This is a genomic window from Escherichia sp. WS338, assembly GCF_046486405.1.
GTDB classification, from domain to species: domain Bacteria; phylum Pseudomonadota; class Gammaproteobacteria; order Enterobacterales; family Enterobacteriaceae; genus Escherichia; species Escherichia coli.
This window is the reverse complement of record NZ_JBJQLL010000054.1, coordinates 1-17,957: the sequence shown is the minus strand read 5'-3', so window position 1 is coordinate 17,957 and position 17,957 is coordinate 1. Positions and strand designations below refer to the sequence as shown.

The following is a 17,957-nucleotide window of genomic DNA, read 5'->3' as shown; positions in this document are numbered from 1 at the left end:
CGCCATATCATCGACGTGCAGAAATTCGCGCATCGGTGTACCGCTGCCCCACACCACCACGTCCGGTGCATTCTGTGCCGTCGCCTCGTGGAAGCGACGCAGCAATGCAGGTATCACATGGGAGTTACTCGGGTGGAAGTTGTCATGCGGCCCGTACAGGTTGGTCGGCATGACTGAGCGGTAATCGCGTCCGTACTGGCGATTGTAAGATTCGCACAGTTTGATCCCGGCGATTTTGGCAATAGCATAAGGCTCGTTAGTCGGCTCCAGCGTGCCCTTCAACAGCTCGCTTTCTGCCATCGGCTGTTTTGCCAGTTTCGGGTAGATGCAGGACGATCCGAGAAACAGCAGTTTGTTCACGTCGTTCTGATGCGCGGCGTGAATGATGTTGCTCTCAATCATCATGTTCTGGTAGATGAAATCCGCCGGATAGGTGTTATTGGCAACAATGCCGCCCACTTTCGCCGCCGCCAGATAGACCTGGTCAATACGTTCGCTGGCAAAGAAATCATGCACGGCGCGGCTGTCCAGCAGGTTCAGCTCGTCGCGGGTGCGTAATACCAGTTCCACATCACCGCGCTGTTCGAGCTGTCGCCTGATGGCGGAACCGACCATCCCGCGATGGCCAGCGATAAAAATGCGTTGTTTACTCATGCTTATGACTCCAGCGCGATCGCCACGTCGTAGCCGTGAGATTTCAGCAGAGAGTGTTTTTTCGCCGCTTCGAGGTCATTAGCCACCATTTCAGACACCATCTCTCTGAGGGTGATTTCCGGTTTCCAGCCCAGTTTTTCGTGCGCTTTGGTCGGGTCGCCGAGCAGCGTTTCAACTTCAGCCGGACGGAAGTAGCGCGGATCAACCTTAACGATTACATCTCCAGGTTTAACTGCTGGAGCATCCTCACCATTAACAGAAACCACTATCCCCTTCTCATCTACACCTGTGCCTTCAAAACGCAGTTTGATTCCGACTCGCTCCGCCGCCATTTCCACGAACTGACGCACGGAGTACTGAACGCCGGTCGCGATGACGAAATCTTCCGGCTGTTCCTGTTGCAGCATCATCCACTGCATTTTTACGTAGTCTTTGGCATGGCCCCAGTCACGCAGGGAATCCATATTGCCGAGGTACAGGCACGATTCCAGCCCCTGGGCGATGTTTGCGATTGCGCGGGTGATTTTGCGGGTAACGAAGGTTTCGCCGCGGCGCGGGGATTCATGGTTGAAGAGAATACCGTTACAGGCGTACATGCCGTAGGATTCGCGGTAGTTAACGGTGATCCAGTAGGCATACAGTTTGGCGACCGCATACGGAGAGCGTGGGTAGAACGGCGTGGTTTCTTTCTGCGGAATTTCCTGCACCAGACCGTACAGTTCAGAAGTGGAAGCCTGATAAAAACGGGTTTTCTTTTCCAGACCGAGGAAGCGGATCGCCTCCAGCAGGCGCAGCGTACCCATCGCATCGACGTCAGCGGTATATTCCGGTGACTCAAAAGAAACCGCAACGTGACTCATTGCGCCCAGGTTGTACACTTCATCCGGCTGCACTTCACACAAAATGCGCGTCAGGTTGGAGGTATCTGTCAGATCGCCATAATGCAGATGGAATTTCGGGTTGCAGGTGTGCGGATCCTGATAAATGTGATCCACGCGCTCGGTGTTGAATGACGATGCACGACGCTTAATACCATGCACCTCGTAACCTTTTTCCAGCAGAAACTCTGCCAGGTAAGAACCGTCTTGTCCGGTTATGCCAGTAATGAGAGCGACTTTAGCCATTTTACATTTCCTGTTCTTAAAAATACTCAACCTAAAATAATGCTTTTATATGCTGAAGCATAGTTCTCGATAACAAATTTCCCGGAGGCACGAATTGCCTGTTCCCGATAATTTTCATAGTCATCGAATATTTTATCCAATTTATATCCAATGTCGTCTTCAGTATTTTCCACAAGTAACCCATTACCCTCAATTAATTCAAAACATCCGCCCACATCACTTAACAGGAGTGGTATTGCAGCTGTGTGAGCCTCAAGGCCTGACATAGGCAAACCTTCACTATCGGATATCAGTGAAAATAAATCATACTCATGATAGTTATAAAAATTATTGACCTCACCCAAAAAATGAATATTTTCACATTCACTGAATTGTTTCTTCAATGATTCTAACCTTTCCCCCCCTCCTACGATATGGAGGCTATACTGGGGCTTTTTCGATATTACATTCGCTAACAACTCGGGGCGCTTAGGGTGTGTTAACCTACCAACAAACAGAACCTTATACTGGAGTTGTTTATTATTACATCTCGGCATCTGAGGCACTGAATTCGATACTGTGATTATCTTTGGTTCTTTTATACCAATATTCTCAATTGCCTTTTTTTCATCACTTTTGGAAACACACCATATAACATCAGTTAATAAAGAAAGGTATTTTTCCACAATGCAAAAAATTGATTTTAGGCGACCACCATTATATAAACAAGACCATCCATGCGAAACATAAATACATTTAAAGTCGACTAGTAATCGAACTAACCTGGCATAAACTCCGGCATTAGCAGAACTTGCTATTAACGTTGAAATGTTATTTTCTTTTAAAATTTTTCTCAATTTAAACAATGTAAGGAAGTCAAAATATTTTTTAATACCTGGTATGACAAAAACTCCGGCAAAGACATCTTTATGTGTGAGCCATCCTTCTTCAGATGTAATAAGAAATATATTACATTCCTCTTTAATAAGGTTAGATATTTCATTTACCCATGTTTGTGCACCACCAATTTCTGATTTTGTAACAATAAAACCAACATTTTTCATATATCAAAATTCCAAAAATTATTTTTTATATCCATTTGGATTGTTTGTTTGCCAACGCCATACATCTTCGATCATTTCTTTCAATTTTTTTTCCGCTTTCCAGGAAAGCTTTTTATGTGCTAAATCAGCAGACGCCCATGACTCCGCAACATCCCCCTCACGTCTATTACAAATAGCAACAGGTATACTCTTTTTAGTGACTATCTCAAACATTTTTACAATCTCTAAAACAGAATAACCTTGACCAGTGCCTAAATTAAAAGCTTCATAATTGACATCATTTAAAAACATATATTCTAATGCTTTAACATGCCCTTTAGCCAAATCACAGACATGTATATAGTCTCTTACTCCTGTACCATCTTTAGTTGGATAATCGTTGCCATAAATATTTAATACAGGAAGTTGATTTTGTGCAACTTTAGATATATAAGGAACCAGATTATTAGGAATCCCGTTAGGATTTTCACCAATCATCCCGGACTTATGTGCTCCGATTGGATTAAAGTAACGCAGTGCAATTACTGATTTATTATTATCACTATCACAATAATCACTCAAAATTATTTCTATTATAAATTTCGATGTCCCATATGGGTTTGTAGTTTCACCAATTCGTCTATCTTCCGTATGGGGAGGGATACTGTTATTCCCATAAACAGTAGCAGAAGAGCTAAATATCATTTTATTAATGTTATATCTCTTCATGCATTCAAGTAATACTAAAGTTCCACCAATATTATTAGAATAATACTCTAAGGGCTTTAACTTAGACTCACCTACAGATTTTAACGATGCAAAGTGAATTACAGCATCGATATGGTGTCTTGAAAAAATCTCATCAAGTAGATTTTTATCACGGATATCACCTTGATAAGAAATAATTTTCTTATTAGTTATTTGCTCTACTCTTTTTAATGATTCTATAGAGGAATTGACAAAATTATCTATCGAAACGACATCATGACCATTATTAAGTAACTCAAGTATGGTATGGGATCCAATATATCCTGCACCGCCTGTTACGAAAATCACCATATAAACCTCCTTTACCATGAGGATTGAGAGAAAAACACACGCTACCGCCCTTGGCTTAACAGTTACCAACTCACTGAAAATGAATCATAGGTACTAAGCATTTAATACTTTTCACTATTTTCCAATTGTCTAACCAAACGAAGTCAGATACAAGGAAAATCTATGTCCGAGCGATACTTGCGGTAACTTATTGTTATTAAATACTTTAAATAAAAGACAGGAACATTCTTATAATGTAAGCATCTCTGCTTTTGAATGTTCACTGCCGTTCTATTTTTATTCAATCCACCATATATGGATGATTAATTTTTATTCGCTTAACAGCTTCTCAATCCCTTTACGGAACTTCGCCCCTTCTTTCAGGTTGCGTAGTCCATACTTCACAAACGCCTGCATATAACCCATTTTTTTACCGCAGTCGTAGCTGTCGCCGGTCATCAGCATGGCATCAACGGACTGTTTTTTCGCCAGCTCGGCAATGGCATCAGTCAGCTGAATACGTCCCCATGCACCAGGCTGAGTACGTTCAAGTTCCGGCCAAATATCGGCAGAAAGCACATAGCGACCAACGGCCATGATGTCTGAGTCCAGCGTCTGCGGCTGATCCGGCTTTTCGATGAATTCAACAATGCGGCTGACTTTACCTTCACGATCCAGTGGTTCTTTTGTCTGAATGACTGAGTATTCAGAGAGCTCACCCGGCATACGTTTTGCCAGCACCTGGCTGCGTCCCGTTTCATTGAAGCGCGCAATCATGGCAGCAAGGTTGTAGCGTAGCGGGTCGGCGCTGGCGTCGTCGATCACAACGTCTGGCAGCACCACGACAAATGGATTGTCACCAATGGCAGGTCGCGCACATAAAATGGAGTGGCCTAAACCTAAAGGTTCACCCTGACGCACGTTCATAATGGTCACGCCCGGCGGACAGATAGATTGTACTTCCGCCAGTAGTTGACGCTTCACGCGCTGTTCAAGGAGAGATTCTAATTCATAAGAGGTGTCGAAGTGGTTTTCGACCGCGTTCTTGGACGCATGAGTTACCAGGAGGATTTCTTTGATCCCTGCAGCCACAATCTCGTCAACAATGTACTGAATCATTGGCTTGTCGACGATCGGTAGCATCTCTTTGGGTATCGCCTTAGTGGCAGGCAACATATGCATCCCAAGACCCGCTACCGGTATAACTGCTTTTAAATTCGTCATTATTTTCCTACCTCTAAGTGGCTGATAGTGCGTAAATTATTGCCATAGGTTAGCCAAACGGTATGGCTATATACCATAGCTTAGTTCCGCATAACTTTGATTAAACCTTACGATAACACTACACACCATCAGCATCTGGGTTACTCGGATTACTCGGAAATCCACATACTGATAATTTAATCAGTACCTCTTTCCGAATAATCGTAGTCCAACCTGGTCCTTTTTTTTCTGACTCGTCTGCATTACTCAGAAACAAACGTTATGTCGTCTTTTTTGGCATGAACGAATTCATACTGCAGAGTTCGATCCAGACCTTGCGACAGCGTATACGGTGCCACAAAACCTGAAGAATGCACTTTCGTTGCGTCAAACTGTGTTGTTGCGCAGAATTTTTTCACGCGCACAGAGCTGACAGCGTATTTTTTGCCCGTAATTTTGCTCAGGATATCAAAGCAATATCCACCCAGCATTCCTAGTGGGTAAGGCAAGTGCATAGAAGGGATCTTTTTGTTCAGGCTTTGTTCAACTTCAGCAACCAACTGGTTCATGTTCAGATCTGGCTTATCAACGTAGTTATAAACCTCATAACCTGCGGCAACATTCTTCAGTTTGTACTTGATAAACTCAACAATGTTTCCAACATAAGCCATGGACTTATAGTTAGTCCCTGCGCCCACCATCATAAACTTGCCGCCAGCGATCTGTTTCAGCAAGTTATAGACGTTACCGCGGTTTCGTTCACCGAAGATAACGGTAGGACGAATGATGGTTAATGAACGTTCTGTTGGTGCTTTGTTATACCATTCACGCAGCACTTCCTCTGCCTGCCACTTACTTTTGCCGTAGTGGTTGAAAGGATCGTGCGGATGGTTTTCGTCAGGGTTGTGTTTGTTCAAACCATAAACAGCAACGGAACTGGTAAAGATGATATTTTTAACGCCATTTTTTTCCATGGCCGCCAGCACATTGCGGGTACCCTGAACATTGACATCATAATAGAGAGAAGTAGGGCTTACGTCATCGCGGTGTTCCGCTGCCAGTAGTACAACAGTGTCAAAACCGGCTAACGCCTGGTCGAGTGCCTTTTGATCGCGAACATCGCCAATCTGTGTGATTTCTGGATAAAAGTGGCTCTGCTGTTTGTCCAAGTTCTTGATATTAAAGTAAGCAATTGCCGTTTCAAGTAGTCGGGTTCCTACGAATCCGGAAGCTCCTATGAGCAAAACGTTATCGTTCATAAATCACTTTAGTCTGGTTGTTACGTAAGAAACACAAGATAAAGATGAGTACCTTCCCTGAGTAGTCAATGCTGCCCAGCCCCAGCTTTAATAGTTAGTGTGAGGATTATAATCTTTTAGAACATTATATCCAGTAAGTTTATGAATGGTCGCAAATCTACTCTCTCCGTTCCGGCAATCTAAAGTTAATCTTTTCCACATTAACAATATGGTGATTAATCCTGTCGATATCGACGGAGCTTTGCCCTCTTTCATTCACCGCATGAACATTTGCAAGAGACAGCAGTGTTTCTTTTTTCGCCATAAAGACGCCGCGAACGTCTTTGCGCATGTCGAAGTTCATGCTCAATGCGGGTCCAACTGAGGATTCCTGCATCACCTTGATATTACGCATAAAAAGATGTTGCGGCTTGTTGTGTAACTCCAATGACGCACGCTTCATCTCAATGTTAGTCAGTGCCACAAAGGAGACGGCATTCCCGGCAGAGATTTGGATACCGCGCAATTTGTAAGCAAGGTGGGTATTATCCAGTTGAATATTATTCACTCGGAAATTTTGCGGTATCGAGAGATATTTGCCTTTAATTACCCCATAACCGATTAACATCCCGGCGCTATTAGTCATTTCAATATTATCAATCACGAAATTGTCACAACCGTAAATAGCGACTGTCGCGTTATCAATACCTGCTTTCTTACTGAAATCCGGCGTGATATTGCGGGCTTTGATATTACGAATAACAAAATGTTTACCATTTTCAACATGGATCAACTGCCGACAATCCGATCCCGTGATATTTGCCACGACAAAGTTTTTCACTGCCTGTTCTTCCGGGTAGTTATTATCATAAGTACTCCCCGCAAGGCCTATGCCGATGCCCCAGTTGATTTTGCCGTTGGTACAGTTGATGCGCTCGATGATGTGGTCGGATATCAAAATATCGCGGTCGTTAATCGCCACGTTCCATTCAATGGCATCGCCCTGTAAGTCGCTGAACTTACAATTGGTGATGTTGGCACCGATTATCTGGTTATGAAATCCCTGGCGTAAGATGGCGTAATTAGCGTGGCTGACAGTGAGGTTATCGATGGTCAGGTTACGCATGACCCGTTTGTTTTTGCCGCCGATATAGATCTGCGTCACCGGGCCAAAGCCGCTCATCGTCAGCCCTTTGATGGTGCAGTCAGAACCACGCACATCCAGGGTGATGTTATGCATACTGCCGCCCTTCTCCCCTGTCACCTGGCTGCCGTCCTGTAAGACAAATCGCCCTCTGCCGTTGCCGCGCAGGCTTCCAAGGATGTGTAACGTTTTACCTGCAGGAATGAAGATGCCGGTGTTGATATTGTCACAAACCAATCCGGCAGGCACGACGACTGTTTGCCCTTCGCTGAAGGCTTGTTTAAATGAGGCGATCCAGTCGTGTGGGTTGTAGTCGTTAATGTTAACGCTTTGTCGGGCGGGAAGTGCACGGGCGAAAGGGGTATGGAGGAAGGCAAGCGCCGAGCTTGCCGTCAGGAAGGTGCGTCGGGAGAGTTTTTTAAATGGCATACGTTCTCCTCTATAAAGCTTGCAGCAAGCTGGCGAGTTCTCGATTGATCACCTGCTGGTTAAAATCATGTTCGATTTTTTCGCGCGCACGTTTGATAACCGGAGCCAGTTCGTCGGTGTCCAGTTGGCTAAACGCCGCCAGTCGTTGCGCCAGTGCGCGAGCATCGTTCTCAGGCACCAGCCAGCCGGATTTGTCAGCCTCCACCAGTTCCGGTATTCCGCTATGCAGAGTAGAAACCACCGGAATGCCGACCGCCATCGCTTCCATCAGCGCTACCGGAATGCCTTCCATATCGCCATCCGCGCCCGTTACCGATGGCAACAGGAAGACATCCGCGTCGTCGAGCATCGCTTTCACTTCGTGGCTCGGTTTAAAGCCCGGCATCTCTACCACATCTTCGAGTTGATATTGTTCGATGAGGGTGCGCAGGCGTCGTTCCCACGGGCCAATGCCGAGAATGCGATAGCGAAATGCCACGCCCTGCTCTTTCAACTGACGGCAGGCTTCGATCGCCACATGCAGGCCTTTTTTCTCGGTTAAGCGTGCGACGGAAATGATTTCCAGCGGCGTTGCGGGCGCTTTCACGGGACGCGGGCTAAAGCGCGTCATGTCCACGCCCATACGCGATACGGCGATTTTTTCTCTGGGGCAGCCCATTTTTTGCAGCCTTCCGGCCCACAAATCGCTTATCGGTAACATCAGGTCGCCACGGCGAAACAGTTGCTGATATTCGGGAGTGTAATGGTTGAGCACTTCCCGACTGGAAATATCAATGCCGTGGAAAATAGTGGCAATTTTGCCGCGAATGACACCCAGTTCGCGTAGTTTTGCTGCGGTTACCCCCGCCGGGCCAAAATGAGCGATGAACACATCGGCGCGAAACGGTGTTGCGACCTGGCCGCAAATGGCAGACAAAATCAGGTTCCGCGACTCGGCACCATAGCGTTTGAGGTTGAGCGCCTGCCAGGTATTTTTACGATGAATGCCGCGCAAGGTCTGACTGGCGCGGTGGCGCAGCTTCGCCACTTTGCCCGTAGGTTCGTCCTGTAACCATCGGGTTCTGGCGGCAAGGTTGTATTTCGTCCATGCCGCGTGGGTGTTTTGTGTGTCGCCTTTTTGCAGCGCGACAATCTCCACCTCAAAGCCCATATCAATAAACGCGGTAATTTGGTTGAGGACGAAGGTTTCCGACGACAGCGGAAATTTCAGTAAAAAGAAGCCAACCTTCATTTCGCCTCCCCAATGCGTTCCAGTACGGACTGCACCATCTGCATTCCTGTCTGACGCTCACGACTGACGGCTTCGCTAAGTCGTGCGTTCAGCGCCGGAAGCTGGCCTAAGGTATCCGCAACCATCGCTTGCAGGCTGCCGTCCAGTAAATGACGGATATCAATCGCCATCTCTGGCAGTCCCAGCTGCTGCATAATCCCGGCGGATTTATGTTCGTAGTTGATGGCAATCGCCGGAGTGGCAAAGTTCATTGAGATAATGGCGGAGTGCAGGCGCGTACCGACGGTGAGTTCACAGGCCCCCAGAATTTTGCCCATTTCCAGATCGTTAAGTTCATCCATCACTACGTGGTAACGGGCAGGATCGCTGATGTGCTGGCGAAGATTGAGCGCCACCATGCGGTCGTCTTTGTTATAGCTGTCGATGCCCGTACAGGTGGAGAGCGCAATAACCTGATAGCCTTCGTCGAGAATGCGATTGACCACCCCGGCAAAGGCTTTTTCATACGCTTGTTGAGTGGTGCCGAGACGTTTGTCGAACGGTGCCAGTTCGCGCAAGGTAATTGCCACCGTTTTCTGTTGTGCGGCAACGTCCAGCCAGTGTTGGACGGCATAGCTGGCGGTGAAATCTTCGGTGTGGTGATCGACCAGCCACGCGGTATCAACGCCATGTTCCACTTTTGCGGTGGTGATATTGCTGCGTTTCATCAGATCAAGGCTGACCGATTCGCGCAGGATCAGCGCGTCACAGTGATCAAAAACGTAGTTCGCCAGTTGGTTAAATTGCTCATCCTGGAAGGGGCCGACGCTGTGACCAATCATAAACAGCGGCTTTTTCGCCATAAACGTGCAAAGCGCATGTTCAAACTGCGGCACGCCGTAGAGATCGACAAAAAACGATCCTCCGACCTGAATAATGGCGTCGTAACCTGACAGCAGGCGCACGAAGTCGGTGAATCCCTGGGCGATGGCGATATTACGCAGCTTGCCAGTGTCGGTGACGCGTGAGAGCAATACCTGATGCTGGTAGCGGCGACGGAGGACTTTTTTAACGCGCCCGACAACGCCCGCCGCGCTGTTGTGTTGTTTCATTTGCAGGAACAGCGGATCGCCCATTACCGGGCGGTTGAGCAGCCAGGAAGAACTGACCGGATAGCGGCTCATCACGTCCACTTCGGCGTGTGGATTGAGGATGTTGATGGCATCAAGTAAGCCGCGCAGGATGGCGCTGTCGCCACGATTGCCGCAAGTGTGGTTGCCCAGAATAAGTAATTTCATTTTTTCCTCATAAATTTGATGCCAGGTGAGGCTGCGTTTGTTTTGTTCGTTGCCGCTTTTTGCCTGATGCGACGCTGACGCGTCTTATCAGGCCTACAAGACCCGAGCACAGAACCGTAGGCCGGATAAGGCGTTCACGCCGCATCCGGCATTCAGTGCCTGATGCGACGCTGACGCGTCTTATCAGGCCTACAGGTCCCGAGCACAGAACCGTAGGATGGATAAGGCGTTTTACGCCGCATCCGGCAACCGTTGTCGGAACCGAAAACAGCAACTCACCCCGCCCGTAAAAGCATTTTCATTTTTTCGCTGCGACAAAACTGACGCTTCACTTCCACCACCAGCGGATGGCGCGACAGCACAATCATCACCACAAACGCCAGCACGCCCGCGGCTATTTGCACCGCCAGCAGCATCCCCAGCGCCAGTTGCCCTTTCAGCACAATGCCCAGCGCATAACTGACCACCAGCGTCGGCAACGAGAGATAAAACGGCAGCCAAAAACTCAGGATGTACTGGCGATAACTGGAACCAAGAACCGGTTTAATCATCACGAAGTAACTCAGAATGGTGTTGATAATCTGCACCAGCAGGAAACCGAGCGTGACGCCGATTGCGCCCGCCATCTGCCCACCAATAACAATCGCCGGAATAAACAGAAATGTTTTGAATACGTTGAATTTAAAGCTGATATCGACCCGCGCTTTCGCCATCAGCAGCGAACCAATCGGGTTACCCACGGAGCGCAGTAGCCCCACCACACACAGCAATTGCAGCACCGGAATAATGCTGTTCCACTTCTCACCAAAGACCAGCGGTACAAAGTTATTCGACACCACCATCAGCCCGAGCAGCGCCGGAAAGTTGATAATCCCCACTACCGACAGCAGCTTGTAGAAGTTAACACGCAGCTTTTCGGTATCGTCCTGAATTTTGGCGAATGCCGGAAACAACACGCGGGTGATGATTGGGTTCAGCTTCATCGGTGGCACAACGGCCACGTTGTACGCCAGGTTGTACCCCCCTGCCACGCTCGCGCCGAGAATACGCGCCAGCACCAGCGTTGAAAGGTTGGTATTGAGATAGTTGATGATGCTGTCCGCCGTCAGCCAGGCACCAAAGCGTAAGTTCGGTGCCACCGACGCCAGCGAGAAATGCAGACCGGGGCGATAAATTTTGCGACCAAAGTAGCCAAACAGCAGCGTTCTTACCGCACTATTGACCAGATAACCGAGGATCGCGGTCATCGCCAGCGGCCAGAAATGGGCGCTAACCACCGTAAAAGTGAAGCCCGCCAGTACCGCGCTGGTTTCGATCATGCCGATTTTGTTGAACTCCAGCTCCTTCTGCATCAACGCGCGGAACTGTTGCCCGTGGGGGATCACCACAAACGCCAGCGACAATGTTTTAATCAACGGTGCCAGGTCCGGGTTATTCAGCACGTCGCCGATGAGATCACTCAACAAAAACACCACCACGCACACCACGATCCCCAGCCCGACGTTCAGCCAGTACAACGTGGTGAGTTCAAGGTGACTGATTTCTTTTCGCTGAATAATGGAGTTAGCGATACCGAAGTCAGAAAGCGTATCTGCCAGCGCGATAATCACCAGCGACACAGTCAGCAGGCCGAACTGGTGGTTGTCGATAATCCGCGCCAGCACGGTCATCTGCACCAGCCCGAGGCCGATGATGATCACCGTGGCAATCGCCGACCACTTCGCGCCGCTGATGGTTTTTTCACGTAAGCTCATATCAATATGCCGCTTTGTTAACGAAACCTTTGAACACCGTCAGGAAAACGATTTTGATATCGAACCAGACGCTCCATTCGCGGATGTACTCAAGGTCGAACTCGACGCGTTTTTCCATTTTCTCCAGCGTGTCGGTTTCGCCGCGCCAGCCGTTAATCTGCGCCCAGCCGGTAATGCCCGGTTTCACCTTATGGCGCAGCATGTAGCCTTCAATGAGCTGTCGATACTGTTCGTTATGCGCTACTGCGTGCGGACGTGGACCGACAATCGACATCCCCCCGGTCAGCACATTGATAAACTGCGGCAATTCATCCAGCGAGGTACGGCGCAGAAAGTTCCCCACTTTGGTGACGCGCGGATCGTTCTGCGTCGCCTGAGTCACCACTTTGTCGTTCTCCATCACTTTCATGGAACGGAACTTCCACACTTTGATCGGCTTGCCATCCATGCCGTAGCGAGTCTGGCGGAAAATAACCGGCCCCGGTGAGCTCAGTTTCACCGCCAGCGCAATGCAGCACAGCACCGGGGAGATCAGCAGCAGGATAAGCGTTGCCAGCACAATGTCTTCTGCACGTTTTATCAGGCGGTTAACCCCGGAAAGCGGCGTGTCATACAGCGGCACCACCGGTACGCCGTTCATCTCTTCGATACGGGAATGGAGAATGTTGAAGGTAAAGACATCGGGGATCAGCAGCACCGAACAGGTGGTGTCCGCCAGTTGATGGACCAGTTTTTTCACTCGCGCGCCGTCGCACATCTGCATCGCGATATAGACGTTATGAATCTTGCCCGCTTTCGCATCCTCGACCAGTTGTTGCAGATTGCCCGCCCAGTCGTTAGAAACGCCGCCCGGTTTCGGGTCGTGGTAAACGCCCACCACTTCAAACCCTAACCACGGCTGATTACGGAAGCTCTCCATCAGCATTTGTCCGGCGGCTAAATCCCCCGCTACGGCGACCATACGCTTGTTATAGCCATGATTACGCAGCCAGCCCGCCCCAATACGAATACATGAACGGCAAACCACCAGTCCGATACTGGTCAGCCCATACCACGCCAGCCAGATTTTCAGTTGCGTGTCGAAATCATTGTTGAACGCCACCAGTCCGGCGCTGAAAATCACGCTTAAGGTCCAGTTTTGTAGCAACAGGGCAAATTCTGTCGCTGCCCGAACACCGCGCCATGAGCGATAAAAATCGGTGATGCCGCCCAGCATCTGGAACACCACCAGCGTAATCAACGCCACCAACAGGTGCATGTAGAGGAATGACAGTCCGCTCACTTCGCAAACCAGCCATAGCCCGGCAAACATGATGGTGATATCTGAAAAGCGTTGCACCATAGAGATTAACGATGCATTGGTTTTCGCTCGCTCGCGCTTTTTTAGATTTGTCATCGTTGTTCCTGTTTTTAACCCCTTACCCGCAGTGGGGTAAGGGAAGATCCGACATTACTCGTTCAGCAACGTCAGCAGAGTTCGCGTTCGCGCTTCCATCAGCGGCACATCACCGCGTGATTCCACATTCAACCGCACCACCGGTTCGGTGTTGGAGGAGCGCAGATTAAAGCGCCAGTCGGCAAAGGTCATGCTGATGCCATCGGTGCGATCCACCGCCAGCGCCTCACGGCTAAAATGCTGTTCCACGCGGTTAATCGCCTCAACGGGTTGCGCCAGTTTGCTGTTGATCTCACCGCTTGCCGGAAACGCCGCCATCCGGTCGCGCACCAGTTCGCCCAGCGTTTTTCCTTTCAGGCACACCAGTTCGGCGACCAGCAGCCATGGGATCATGCCGCTGTCGCAGTAAGCGAAATCACGGAAGTAATGGTGGGCGCTCATTTCGCCACCGTAGATGGCGTCTTCCTTGCGCATCCGTTCTTTAATAAAGGCGTGTCCGGTTTTCGACATTACCGGCGTGCCGCCTGCAGCAGTCACCACATCAATAGTGTTCCAGGAGAGACGCGGATCATGGATGATCTTCGCGCCGGGATTTTTTTCGAGGAATGCTTCTGCCAACAGGCCGACAATGTAGTAGCCCTCAATAAACTGCCCTTTTTCGTCAAACAGGAAGCAGCGGTCAAAATCGCCATCAAAGGCAATGCCCATATCCGCGCCGTGTTTGATGACCGCATTGCGGGTGTCGTCGCGGCATTCCGGCAGTAGTGGGTTAGGAATACCGTTGGGGAAATTGCCGTCCGGCGTGTTGTGCACTTTGATTAATTCCACGGGCGCGCCGAGGGCTTTAAAGCGGGCTTCAATGGCGTCCACCACCGGACCCGCTGCGCCGTTCCCGGAGTTGATCACCAGCTTGAGCGGCGTGAGGTTTTTGACATTGATATAACCGAACAGGTGATCAACGTAAGCGTCACGCAGATTGATTTGCTGATAGCGACCGCGTTTGGTTTCATCAACGGGAGGGAAGTCGTTGGCTTCTGCCAAACGCTGGACGTCGCGCAGTCCGGTATCCCCGCTGATCGGACGAGCCCCTTCGCGCACCAGTTTCATGCCGTTGTAATCCATCGGGTTATGGCTGGCGGTAACTTCGATGCCACCATCCACACCGAGATGGAACGTGGCGAAATAGATCTCTTCGGTGCCGGACATTCCAATATCCAGCACGTCGACGCCCGCATCCTGTAAACCTTTCGCCAGCGCCAGTTTTAAGGTTTCGCTGGTGAGGCGGACATCACCGCCTAACACAATGGTTTTCGGTTTGAGAAATTCGCCATAAGCGCGACCAATGCGCCAGGCAATATCTTCATTCAGTTCTTCGCCTAATTTCCCGCGAATATCATAGGCTTTAAAGCAGGTTAATTTTTTCATGTCGTTACCCTTTTTCAGGCAATAGTTGGCCCTGACCGAAACGGCCAATTTTGTTTTTGTCGTTATTTGCCGGAGATTTATTCCGGGTGATTATTCAACGGCTACACCCGTCCGTAGCGATCCGCGAAGCGCACCACATCATCCTCTTCGAGATAAGAGCCGGAGCGCACTTCAATTAAATCGAGCGGAATTTTCCCCGGGTTTTCCAGGCAGTGCGTCGCCCCCAGCGGAATATAAATGGACTCGTTTTCACCAAGCAGTTTGATATCACCGTCAATAGTGACTTTTGCCGTTCCCGCGACCACTACCCAGTGTTCCGCGCGGTGATGGTGCATCTGTACTGACAAGCCTTCGCCCGGTTTCACGGTGATGCGTTTCACCTGATAGCGGTCGCCCGCGTCGATAGAGTCATATTTGCCCCACGGACGATACACTTCGCGATGTACCCGATGCTCATGGCGACCATCGGCTTTGATCTGCTCGACCACTTTTTTCACATCCTGTACCGCGTTACGGTCGGCAATCAGCACCGCATCTTTGGTCTGCACTACCACCAAATCTTTCACCCCGACGGTGGTGACCAGGCCAGATTCGGCATACACATAGCTGTTTTCAGTTTTGTGATTAATCACATCGCCATGGCAAACGTTGCCCTCGGCGGTGTGGGCGCTGATCTCCCATAAAGAGGACCAGGAGCCGACATCGCTCCAGCCTGCATCCATCGGCACCACAACGGCATCTGCCGTTCGTTCCATGACCGCGTAATCCACCGACTCTTCCGGGCAGGCCAGAAACGCTTCTTCATCCACACGAATAAAATCGAGATCCGGATCGACGGCGCTCATCGCTTTTTCGCAGGCATCGAGAATATCCGGGCGATATTTTTTCAGTTCTTCGAGATAGCGTCCGGCACGGAACAGGAACATACCGCTGTTCCAGTAATATTCGCCGCTTGCCACATAGGCCTGAGCGGTTTCCAGATTCGGTTTTTCGACAAACTGCGCCACTTCAAAGGCCACCGTATCCTGCTCGCCCGCCGACACTTCACCGCGACGAATATAGCCATATCCGGTTTCAGGTAGATCCGGCACAATGCCGAAGGTGACCAGCTTACCCGCTTCGGCATACGGCATGGCATTACGCACGGCGGCACGGAACGCGTCTTCGTCGGCAATCACATGATCCGCTGCCAGCACCAGCATTAATGGGTCGTTTTCCGGGCTATGACGTTTTGCCGCCAGCGCCGCCAGCGCAATGGCAGGTGCAGTGTTACGCCCTGCCGGTTCGAGAATAATGTTCTCGGTGAGTTTATTTAGTTGACGCAGCTGTTCCGCGACAATAAAGCGGTGCTGCTCATTGCAAATCACCACCGGGCTTTCGCACTCCACGCCGTTCAGGCGGCAGATGGTGGTTTGCAGCATGGTAAGATCGCCTTTCAGGCATAAAAACTGCTTGGGGTAAAGTACGCGGGAAAGCGGCCATAAGCGGCTACCGGAGCCACCTGCCATCACAACTGGATAGAGTTTCGACTGCGCCATAATTATCCCCGAATATCATTTATAAATTGACGTAACACGTTCTCTTTATCGAGCGTGCGTTCGGCATATTCACGTGCCACCGTGTTGTGTTTGGGCAGCAGGAGCGCCTGACGGATCCCCGCCACCAGCGCCTCGACCGATTCCGGTTCTACGCAAACCGCAATGCCCGGAAAGGTTTCGCAAAGCTGTCCCAGTTCTGTGTGGGCTTCAGCAGTAATCACCGCGTTACCGCCTACCGCCAGAATATTGGTCAGTTTCGACGGCAATACGGCATCTGCCGCGCCGCGTTTTTGCACCACCAGATGGCAATCCCCCATCTTCAGCAGTGCGGGTAAAGCGTCATACGATTGCAGCGGGAAAAATTGCATGTTGCGCAGTCCACGCTGCTGCGCCATTTTTTCAAGCCGCGCTTTGCCGCCGCCCTGCCCGACAATGGCAAAAATCAGCGGTTCATCACGCAGGCGATCGGCAGCTTCAATAACGTTTTCCAGCCCCTGCTTTTCACCAATATTGCCGGAGTAAAGAATGATTTTTTTGTTATCCGGCAGGCCAAGCTGGTTACGAAGGGCATCAACATCGGCGTCTGCGACATGCTGAAAACGGGCAATTTCTGACCAGTTGGGGAAGAAGATGACGTTTTCTGCCGCCACGCCTTTTTCGATGGCTTTATTCATCATCGAACGCGAAATCGTGGAGACGTTATCGACGTTATGCAGTCCGCTACGTTCGAACGCCGTCGCCAGCTGTGCCACTTTGCCGCCTTTGCCTTTTCCGGCAAGGCCCAGCCCCAGCATGGCGTCCACTTCGTAATCCTGAATATGCAGCACGGTACGCGCACCAGAAAGTTTCGCCAGCAGGCGCATTCCCAGTGTGCAAAACAGCGTTGGCACTACGCCGATAATGCGATCCGGCTTCCAGCGACGTTGCGCCATCAACGGAAAAAAACTGCTGACGGCAAAACTGCCGAGATGCAACAGGCGTTTCAGGGTGCTCGGCTGTTTTGGCACGTACAGCGGGCAGCGCCACACCGTGGCGGCCCCCTCTTCCCGTTTGTACCGCCAGGCGGAATAGTTCTCGCCCACCTGCCACTGCGGGTAGTAAGGCGGTGCGGTAATGACCCGCACCTCATGACCTTGTGCCGCAAGCCATTCCACCATCTCTCCGGTGTATTTGCCGATGCCGGTTAACTCCGGCGAGTAGTTAATGCCGTAGACCAGTATTTTCATAATCCGGGTACTCCGGCACGCTTCTCAGCGAGAAAATAGGCGCGGCTGTTAGCGTGAACATTGTCACTGGCGAGCAGTGCATCCGGCGTCAGCCAGCGGTAATCGTCATGCTGCTCATCCGGCAGTAACAGTTCTTCTTCCGCTACTCTGAAGCGAAAACCGAGCACCACATAGTGAGTGGTGAAATCCGTGCCGGAGAAGTTGTCGTCATAAAAGTGCTGCCAGACACCGTAAAACTGGCCTGCTGTTATCGGCAGA

The 17,957-nt window shown here is 50.1% G+C and carries 14 protein-coding genes and 1 pseudogene; all 15 read right to left on the bottom strand.

Annotated features, from left to right (window positions below; all coding sequences use genetic code 11):
• Positions 1-654, bottom strand: a 654-nt coding sequence (gene fcl / locus ACJHWT_RS23745) for a GDP-L-fucose synthase (protein WP_410232367.1), incomplete at its 3' end; no start/stop codon positions are given.
• A gap of 2 nt (positions 655-656) precedes the next feature.
• Positions 657-1,778, bottom strand: a complete 1,122-nt coding sequence (gene gmd / locus ACJHWT_RS23740; protein WP_001140914.1) for a GDP-mannose 4,6-dehydratase — start codon at positions 1,776-1,778, stop codon at positions 657-659.
• A 26-nt stretch (positions 1,779-1,804) separates the two neighbouring features.
• On the bottom strand, positions 1,805-2,821 hold the full coding sequence (locus tag ACJHWT_RS23735) for a glycosyltransferase family 4 protein (RefSeq protein WP_000799972.1): 1,017 nt from the start codon (positions 2,819-2,821) through the stop codon (positions 1,805-1,807).
• Positions 2,822-2,839: 18 nt separating this feature from the next.
• Entirely contained in the window at positions 2,840-3,859 is a 1,020-nt protein-coding gene (gene galE / locus ACJHWT_RS23730; RefSeq protein ID WP_106708693.1) for a UDP-glucose 4-epimerase GalE, read from the bottom strand.
• A 309-nt stretch (positions 3,860-4,168) separates the two neighbouring features.
• Complete coding sequence (galF, locus tag ACJHWT_RS23725; RefSeq protein ID WP_000183075.1) at positions 4,169-5,062, bottom strand: UTP--glucose-1-phosphate uridylyltransferase GalF; 894 nt, start codon at positions 5,060-5,062, stop codon at positions 4,169-4,171.
• A 242-nt stretch (positions 5,063-5,304) separates the two neighbouring features.
• Complete coding sequence (locus ACJHWT_RS23720; RefSeq protein WP_106708695.1) at positions 5,305-6,300, bottom strand: N-acetyl-alpha-D-glucosaminyl-diphospho-ditrans,octacis-undecaprenol 4-epimerase; 996 nt, start codon at positions 6,298-6,300, stop codon at positions 5,305-5,307.
• Between the two features lie 157 nt (positions 6,301-6,457).
• On the bottom strand, positions 6,458-7,852 hold the full coding sequence (gene wcaM / locus ACJHWT_RS23715) for a colanic acid biosynthesis protein WcaM (RefSeq protein WP_410232366.1): 1,395 nt from the start codon (positions 7,850-7,852) through the stop codon (positions 6,458-6,460).
• Between the two features lie 10 nt (positions 7,853-7,862).
• Positions 7,863-9,083, bottom strand: a complete 1,221-nt coding sequence (wcaL, locus tag ACJHWT_RS23710; RefSeq protein WP_135563101.1) for a colanic acid biosynthesis glycosyltransferase WcaL — start codon at positions 9,081-9,083, stop codon at positions 7,863-7,865.
• Positions 9,080-10,360 (bottom strand): colanic acid biosynthesis pyruvyl transferase WcaK, encoded by a 1,281-nt coding sequence (wcaK, locus tag ACJHWT_RS23705; RefSeq protein WP_410232365.1) that lies wholly within the window; start codon positions 10,358-10,360, stop codon positions 9,080-9,082. Before wcaK ends, wcaL begins: the two co-directional genes overlap by 4 nt.
• A gap of 275 nt (positions 10,361-10,635) precedes the next feature.
• Positions 10,636-12,114, bottom strand: coding sequence for a colanic acid undecaprenyl disphosphate flippase WzxC (wzxC, locus tag ACJHWT_RS23700; protein ID WP_410232364.1), 1,479 nt, complete (start codon positions 12,112-12,114; stop codon positions 10,636-10,638).
• 1 nt (position 12,115) lies between these two features.
• Positions 12,116-13,510 (bottom strand): undecaprenyl-phosphate glucose phosphotransferase, encoded by a 1,395-nt coding sequence (gene wcaJ / locus ACJHWT_RS23695; RefSeq protein WP_000183119.1) that lies wholly within the window; start codon positions 13,508-13,510, stop codon positions 12,116-12,118.
• Between the two features lie 54 nt (positions 13,511-13,564).
• The gene (gene cpsG, locus ACJHWT_RS23690; RefSeq protein ID WP_021523164.1) at positions 13,565-14,935 is read right to left on the bottom strand and encodes a colanic acid biosynthesis phosphomannomutase CpsG; all 1,371 of its coding nucleotides are present in this window, start codon (positions 14,933-14,935) and stop codon (positions 13,565-13,567) included.
• Between the two features lie 101 nt (positions 14,936-15,036).
• Positions 15,037-16,473 (bottom strand): mannose-1-phosphate guanyltransferase, encoded by a 1,437-nt coding sequence (gene cpsB / locus ACJHWT_RS23685; RefSeq protein WP_000079263.1) that lies wholly within the window; start codon positions 16,471-16,473, stop codon positions 15,037-15,039.
• A 2-nt stretch (positions 16,474-16,475) separates the two neighbouring features.
• Positions 16,476-17,699, bottom strand: coding sequence for a colanic acid biosynthesis fucosyltransferase WcaI (wcaI, locus tag ACJHWT_RS23680; protein WP_410232363.1), 1,224 nt, complete (start codon positions 17,697-17,699; stop codon positions 16,476-16,478).
• Positions 17,696-17,957, bottom strand: a pseudogene (gmm, locus tag ACJHWT_RS23675) (GDP-mannose mannosyl hydrolase); the annotation flags it as partial. The pseudogene gmm and the gene wcaI, both read right to left, overlap by 4 nt.